This window comes from Mesorhizobium sp. M7A.F.Ca.CA.002.09.1.1 (genome assembly GCF_003998555.1).
GTDB lineage: Bacteria > Pseudomonadota > Alphaproteobacteria > Rhizobiales > Rhizobiaceae > Mesorhizobium > Mesorhizobium ciceri.
The window spans coordinates 1-6,268 of record NZ_RZRR01000260.1 but is presented as its reverse complement, the minus strand read 5'-3'; the positions used below and the strand labels follow the sequence as shown (position 1 = coordinate 6,268).

The 6,268-nt window shown below is 65.0% G+C and carries 6 protein-coding genes; 3 read left to right on the top strand and 3 right to left on the bottom strand.

Features of this window, described 5'->3' with window-relative positions; all coding sequences use genetic code 11:
* Window positions 1–2,379, top strand: a 2,379-nt coding sequence (locus EN994_RS13755) for a NahK/ErcS family hybrid sensor histidine kinase/response regulator (RefSeq protein ID WP_127307587.1), incomplete at its 5' end; no start/stop codon positions are given.
* 4 nt (window positions 2,380–2,383) lie between these two features.
* Here EN994_RS13755 and EN994_RS13750 read toward each other — a convergent pair.
* Together EN994_RS13750 and EN994_RS13745 are read right to left on the bottom strand one after the other, a co-directional pair.
* Window positions 2,384–3,043: a response regulator transcription factor gene (locus EN994_RS13750; RefSeq protein WP_024503139.1), complete on the bottom strand. Its 660-nt coding sequence runs from the start codon at window positions 3,041–3,043 to the stop codon at window positions 2,384–2,386.
* Window positions 3,044–3,163: 120 nt separating this feature from the next.
* Entirely contained in the window at window positions 3,164–3,592 is a 429-nt protein-coding gene (locus EN994_RS13745; RefSeq protein ID WP_013533615.1) for a hypothetical protein, read from the bottom strand.
* A gap of 186 nt (window positions 3,593–3,778) precedes the next feature.
* Between EN994_RS13745 and EN994_RS13740 the strand changes: the two genes are divergently transcribed.
* Window positions 3,779–4,129, top strand: a complete 351-nt coding sequence (locus EN994_RS13740; RefSeq protein WP_024503140.1) for a DUF952 domain-containing protein — start codon at window positions 3,779–3,781, stop codon at window positions 4,127–4,129.
* Complete coding sequence (locus EN994_RS13735) at window positions 4,126–5,202, top strand: quinone-dependent dihydroorotate dehydrogenase (RefSeq protein WP_063170027.1); 1,077 nt, start codon at window positions 4,126–4,128, stop codon at window positions 5,200–5,202. The genes EN994_RS13740 and EN994_RS13735 overlap by 4 nt, the downstream gene beginning before the upstream one ends.
* Window positions 5,203–5,470: 268 nt before the next feature.
* Here EN994_RS13735 and EN994_RS13730 read toward each other — a convergent pair.
* Window positions 5,471–6,268: MATE family efflux transporter (locus tag EN994_RS13730; RefSeq protein WP_245466022.1), on the bottom strand; the 798-nt coding region annotated here is incomplete at its 5' end.

The window sequence follows — 6,268 nt, the reverse complement described above, 5'->3', positions numbered from 1 at the left end:
CTGCTCAAGACCTCGCCCTCCGAGACCGAGGACTGGTCGACTCTGATCCTTAATGTTCGGCGCGGGGCGATCTTCATCCTGTTGTTCATCGCCTTCCTCTATTACCGCGAGAGCACCAACAGCGCGCGCCTGTCGTCGATCGGCCTGATGTCGTTCGCGGCCATCGCCCAGTTCGCCCCCGCCCTGATCGGCGGGCTGATCTGGCGCGGCGCCAACGGCCGGGGTGCGGCACTCGGCATGGTCGCCGGCATCCTCGTCTGGGGCTACACACTGCTCCTGCCGTCGCTTGCCGCGGCCGATACCGGCATCATCGTGCACGGGCTGTTCGGCTTCGAGGCGCTGCGGCCGCAGGCCCTGTTCGGCACCGTCGCCGAACCGCTGAACCACGGCGTGTTGTGGAGCCTGTCGATCAATGCGGTGTTTTTCGTGCTTGGCTCGCTGTCGCGCGCGTCGGTGCCGCTGGAACGCATCCAGGCGTCGATCTTCGTGCCGCGCGATGCCGGCCCGATGCCCAGCCTGCGCCGTTTCCGCACCGCCATCACCGTCAACGACCTGAAGGACACGATCGGGCGCTATCTCGGCGTCGAGCGCACCGAGCGCTCTTTCCAGTCGTTCGAAAAGACCAACGGAACCTCGCTGCACGGCAACGAACAGGCGAGCATGGACGTCATCCGCTTTTCCGAGCAGCTGCTGGCCAGCGCCGTCGGCTCCTCCTCGGCACGGCTGATCCTGTCGCTGCTGTTTCGGCGCCACGACCGCGAATCCCGAGATGCCTTCCGCTTGCTCGACGACGCCACCGAGGCGCTGCAGCACAACCGCGACCTCTTGCAGATCGCGCTCGACCAGATGGAACAGGGCATCACCGTCTTCGATCGCGATTTCCGCCTGATCTGCTGGAACCGCCAGTACCGGGCGCTGTTCGACCTGCCCGACGAGATGGGCCAGGTCGGCGTCTCGCTCGACCGCATCCTGCGCCATCTCGCCGAGCGCGGCGACATTCCCGCCGATCAGCGTGTGGCCATGCTCAACCGGCTGACCAGCTTCGTCAGCCCGTGGCAGATGGAGCTGAAAACCTCGGGCCGCATCCTGGAACTGCGCTCCAACCCGATGCCGGACGGCGGCATCGTCGCCACCTATGCCGACATTTCCGGGCGCGTCGAGCAGGATCTTGCGCTGAAAAGGGCCAATGAATCGCTGGAGCAGCGGGTCAAGACGCGCACCATCGAGCTGACCCGGGTCAATGAGGAACTGGCGCAGGCACAGATGCTGGCCGAGGAGGCCAATCTCGGCAAGACGCGCTTCCTCGCCGCCGCCGGCCACGACATCCTGCAGCCGCTGAACGCCGCCCGGCTCTATTGCTCCTCGCTGATCGAGAAGGCCGGCAAGGGACCTGCCGGCAAGGCGGCCGTGAACATCGAATCCTCGCTGGAATCCGTCGAGACCATTCTCGGCGCCGTGCTCGACATCTCCCGCCTCGATGCCGGCGCGATGAAGCCGGATGACACCGCCTTCAACCTCGACGGATTGCTGCGCCAGATCGGCAACGACTTCCGGCCGCTGGCCGCCGAAAAGAAGCTCGAGCTGACCATCATGCCGTCATCGCTGACGGTGACGACGGACCGCAATTTGCTGCGCCGCCTGATCCAGAATCTCGTCTCCAACGCCATCAAATACACGCGCCGCGGCCGCGTGCTGGTTGGCGTCAGGCGGCGCGGCGAATTGGCCGAGATCCAGGTGATCGACACCGGCATCGGCATCGCCGGCGACAAGCTGAACACCGTCTTTCGCGAATTCACCCGGCTCGACGAGGGCGCGCGCGAGGCCGAGGGCCTCGGTCTCGGCCTCTCCATCGTCGACCGCATCGCCCGGGTGTTGCGCCTGGAGATCCGCATCTTTTCCAGTCCGGGCAAGGGCACGCGATTCTCCGTTATCCTGCCCGTCGCGGCCGTGCAGGCACGACGCGAGATCGAAGCCAGGGCTCCCGCCCGCGCGACAGCCTCGCTGGCCGGTCTGCACGTGCTGTGCATCGACAACGACGCCCGCATCCTCGAAGGCATGCGGCTCCTGCTCGAAGGCTGGGGTTGCAACGTCGACACCGCGTCCGGTTCAAAGGATCTGGAGACCGCGAAGATACATCGCCCGGACATCGTCCTTGCCGACTACCATCTCGACGGCGAAACCGGCCTCGAACTCGTCGTCAGGCTGCGTGCGATCCATGGCGACACCCTGCCGGCCGTGCTGGTCACCGCCGACCGCTCCAACGAGGTGCGCACGACCGCCGGCGGGCTCGAGATTGCGGTGATCAACAAACCGCTCAAACCAGCGGTACTGCGCTCGATGATGGCCAGGGTCAGGCCGCTGGCGCCGGCGGCGGAATAGGGGTCTAACCCGCCGGCTGCAGCGGGTCGCTGCCGATCTTGGACAGCAGGATCACCGCCTGGGTGCGGCTGTCGACGCCGAGCTTCTGCAGGATGGCGGAGACATGCGCCTTGATGGTGGCCTCGGAGACGCCGAGTTCATAGGCGATCTGCTTGTTGAGCAGGCCCTCGGCCAGCATGCCGAGCACCCGGGTCTGCTGCGGCGTCAACGCCTGCAGCCGCTTGATCAGGTCGGATATTTCAGGGTCGCGCTCGATGCCGAGATCGACGCCGACGGGTGCTGCAATATCGCCGGCAAGCACCGATTGCACGGCGCTGCGGATTTCTTCCATGCTGGCCGATTTGGAGATGAAGCCGGAAGCGCCGAGGTCGAGCGCCCGCCTGATGGTCGCCGGATCGTCATGCGCCGACACCACGACCAGCGGCACCGCCGGATGGATGCCACGCAGCGAGATCAGGCCGGAGAGGCCGCTGGCGCCCGGCATCGACAGGTCGAGCAGCACCAGATCGACGTCCTCGTTGGCCACGACCAGCGCCTTGGCGCTCTCGAAATCGCCGGCTTCATGGATGGCGGCGACATTGCCGATGCCGGCGAGCGCTTCGCGCAGCGCACCGCGAAACAGCGGGTGATCGTCGGCGATGACGAAAGAATAGCCTGCCGGCAAATGTCCCTCCCCGAATCCCCGATGATTTTTGGCTTTTCGGGTTCAACTGGACGATTATGAGCGGCTGCGCGCTGTTTTCAAGCGGCAAAGCCAGTGCGCCGCCTCCCGTGGTTGAAACGCTCAGGTCTTCTGCGAATTGGGCTGGGCGCCGTTGTCCTTGTCCATATCCCTGACGATGCCCATGAAGCCGCGCAGGAAGCGCTCCATGTAGCCCATCGTCTTGTTGAAATCCTCTTCGCTCGGCAGTTTCGATTCGAGGCGGGCGGAGAGCGAATTCTCGAGCTTGGTGACGCGCTCGTCCATCGCCTTCATCGAGGTCTGCAAGCGGTCGACCTCGTCCTGGAAAGCGGCGCGTTCGTCGGCCGCCATCTTGCAGACGAGCTGGCCGGAGCGTTCGTCGCAGATCGACATGGCGCCGGTCTGGGTGTCCATGCGGATATAGCCGGTGGCCGACTTTTCCAGCCGGTAGCGGTCGGTTTCTTCCGAATAAGCTGAAGCCGCGACCAGCGAAACGAGCGCGGCGGGGATCAAGATGTGCTGCAGACGCATGTTGTCCTCCATGGCAAAGGCCTCAGATATCGCATGTTTGCGCCGGAAATGGGGAAGACCCTTGGCGTGGCCTTTCCCGAATGGCTGGTTCGGAATCTTTTGAAGCAATTCCCAAGGGAAAGCGCTATGCGCTTTTCCCGGGAAAACCGTTTCACACTTTTCCTGGAACTGCTCTATAGCGCAACCATGTCTCAGATTATCTACAAGATAACCCCGCAGGCGCTTTGGCGCGAGGCCGAAACGCATGGCCGCTTCACCGGCGCGCCGATTGATGTCGCAGACGGCTTCATCCACTTCTCCACGGCGGCGCAGGTCAAGGAAACGGCGGCAAAGCACTTTGCCGGCCAGACCGACCTTCTGCTGGTCGCCATCGACGGCGCCAGCCTGGGTGCTGCGCTGAGATACGAGGTCTCGCGCGGCGGTGCGCTGTTTCCGCATCTTTATGGTCCGCTCGGCCTCAAGGCTGTGCTGTGGGTCCGGCCACTGCCGCTTGGCTCCGATGGTGTGCACCAGTTCCCGGCACTGGAGGGGCAATGAGCGTGCTCGACCGGCTCGGCCAGAAGCTGCTGTTCGCCTTCGATCCGGAAACCGCGCATGGCCTGTCGATCGCGGCCTTGCGATGCGGCGTTCCGGTTGGTGCACCAGCGATCCGCGACCACAGGCTGACGGTCAGCATCTGCGGCCTCGATTTTCCCAATCCGCTCGGCATGGCGGCCGGCTATGACAAGAACGCCGAAGTGCCCGACGCGCTGCTTGGCCTGGGCTTCGGCTTTGCCGAGGTCGGCACGATCACGCCGCTGGCGCAGGCCGGCAATCCGAAGCCGCGCATTTTCCGGCTGACGGCCGACGATGCGGTGATCAACCGATTGGGCTTCAACAATGAAGGCCATGCGGCGGCCGAAAAGCGCCTTGCCGCGCGCAAGGGGCGTGGCGGCATCGTCGGCGTCAACATCGGCGCCAACAAGGACAGCAGCGACCGCATCGGCGACTATGAGCGCGGCGTCGCCCGGTTTGCGCAATACGCCAGCTATCTGACCGTCAACATCTCCTCGCCCAACACGCCGGGCCTGCGCAACATGCAGGCGCGTGAGCAGCTTGGCGAGCTCTTGTCGCGGGTCATGGCAGCGCGCGCCGCGGCAAGCGCCCAGCCGCCGGTGTTCCTGAAGATCGCGCCGGATCTGGTCGAGGCAGAGCTGGAGGACATCGCCGCCGAAGTCACGGAAAAGCGGGTGGACGGCGTCATCGTCTCCAACACCACCATCTCCCGACCGCCACTGCGCAGCGGCGACACCGCGCGCGAGAGCGGGGGGCTCTCCGGCAAGCCGCTGTTCGAGCGTTCGACCATCGTGCTGGCGAAGATGCGCAAACTGCTCGGGCCGGAGCTTGCCATCGTCGGCGTCGGCGGCGTCGATTCCGCCGATACGGCGCTGGACAAGATCCGTGCGGGTGCCGATCTGGTGCAGCTCTACACCGGCATGATCTATGCCGGGCCTTCGCTGCCAGGCCGTATTCTTTCCGGAATGGCCCGTTTCGTCGAAAAAGAACGGCTGAAGTCGATTTGCGAGTTGCGCGACAGCCGCCTCGACTTCTGGGCGTCCAGGCAACTCTGAACTGCTCTCAGGAGCGCAGGTCGCGGCTGACGGCCCGCTCGCAGATGGTGCAACGAACTCGGGTCAAAGGGTTCCTTCGGAGCTTTCGCCGGGCGTTGGCTGACGGCGCATCAAACAAAAAACCCGCCAGTGCGGCGGGTCATTGGCGCAAATCAGCACCATGGGCAAAAATCTACCACAGCTGAGGTCACCGAGTCAAGAAAAAATTCCTATCGCGAAGCTGCCGCTCAGTGTCCTGGACGGCGCAGGGCCTTCCGGGGGACACCGTCTAAAACGCCGTCCGCACCCTGAGCCGCAGGATCGTCAGCAGGCTGAAGCCTCGCACCAGCAGGAAGACGTGCAGCGCCGCCCAAAGTCCAGTGTTGCCGAAGGCCGGCGCAAGGGTCAGCAGCGCGGCCGCGAAAACCAGGAACGACAGCAGCATCATGTTGCGCATGTCGCGGGACCAGGTCGCGCCGATGAAGACGCCATCCATCTGGAACGCCAGCACACCGCTCAGCGCCGTGAATGCCGCCCATGGCAGGTAGATGTCGGCCACCGAACGGACGTCCTCCGATGTCGTCACGAGAGCGACCAGATTGGCGCCACCAGACAGCATTACCAGCGTCGCGGCTCCCGCCAGCCCGAAACCCCAGAACAGCGTCAGCCGCACGGCCTGGCGGAACGGTGCGGCGGCACGTGCGCCGACGGCACGGCCCGCCAGCTGTTCGGCGGCGGTGGCAAAGCCATCGAGGAAATAGCCGGCGACGAGGAAGAAATTCATCAGCACGGCGTTGGCGGCCAGCGTCACCGTGCCGAACTGCGCGCCCTGGCGGGTGAACAATGCAAAGGCGGCGAGCAGCGAGAACGAACGGATCATGATGTCGCGGTTGAGCGACAGCATGCGCAGGAAGGCGGTCATGTCGAGCAGGCGATGGCGCGGCAAGGGCGGGGCCGCGCGAAACCGGCGGATCACGATGGCCAGGCCGAGCAGCATGGCCAGGAACTCACCGGTGACGGTCGCCCAGGCAACGCCGGCGACGCCCCAGCCAAGTTCCAGCCCAAGCAGGAAGCACAGCGCGATGTT

Excerpts from the sequence above, each read along its gene's own strand:
- EN994_RS13745 (WP_013533615.1), bottom strand. The coding sequence starts at position 3,592 with ATGCGTCTGCAGCACATCTTGATCCCCGCCGCGCTCGTTTCGCTGGTC.
- EN994_RS13740 (WP_024503140.1), top strand. The coding sequence starts at position 3,779 with ATGTCTCAGATTATCTACAAGATAACCCCGCAGGCGCTTTGGCGCGAG.
- EN994_RS13735 (WP_063170027.1), top strand. The coding sequence starts at position 4,126 with ATGAGCGTGCTCGACCGGCTCGGCCAGAAGCTGCTGTTCGCCTTCGAT.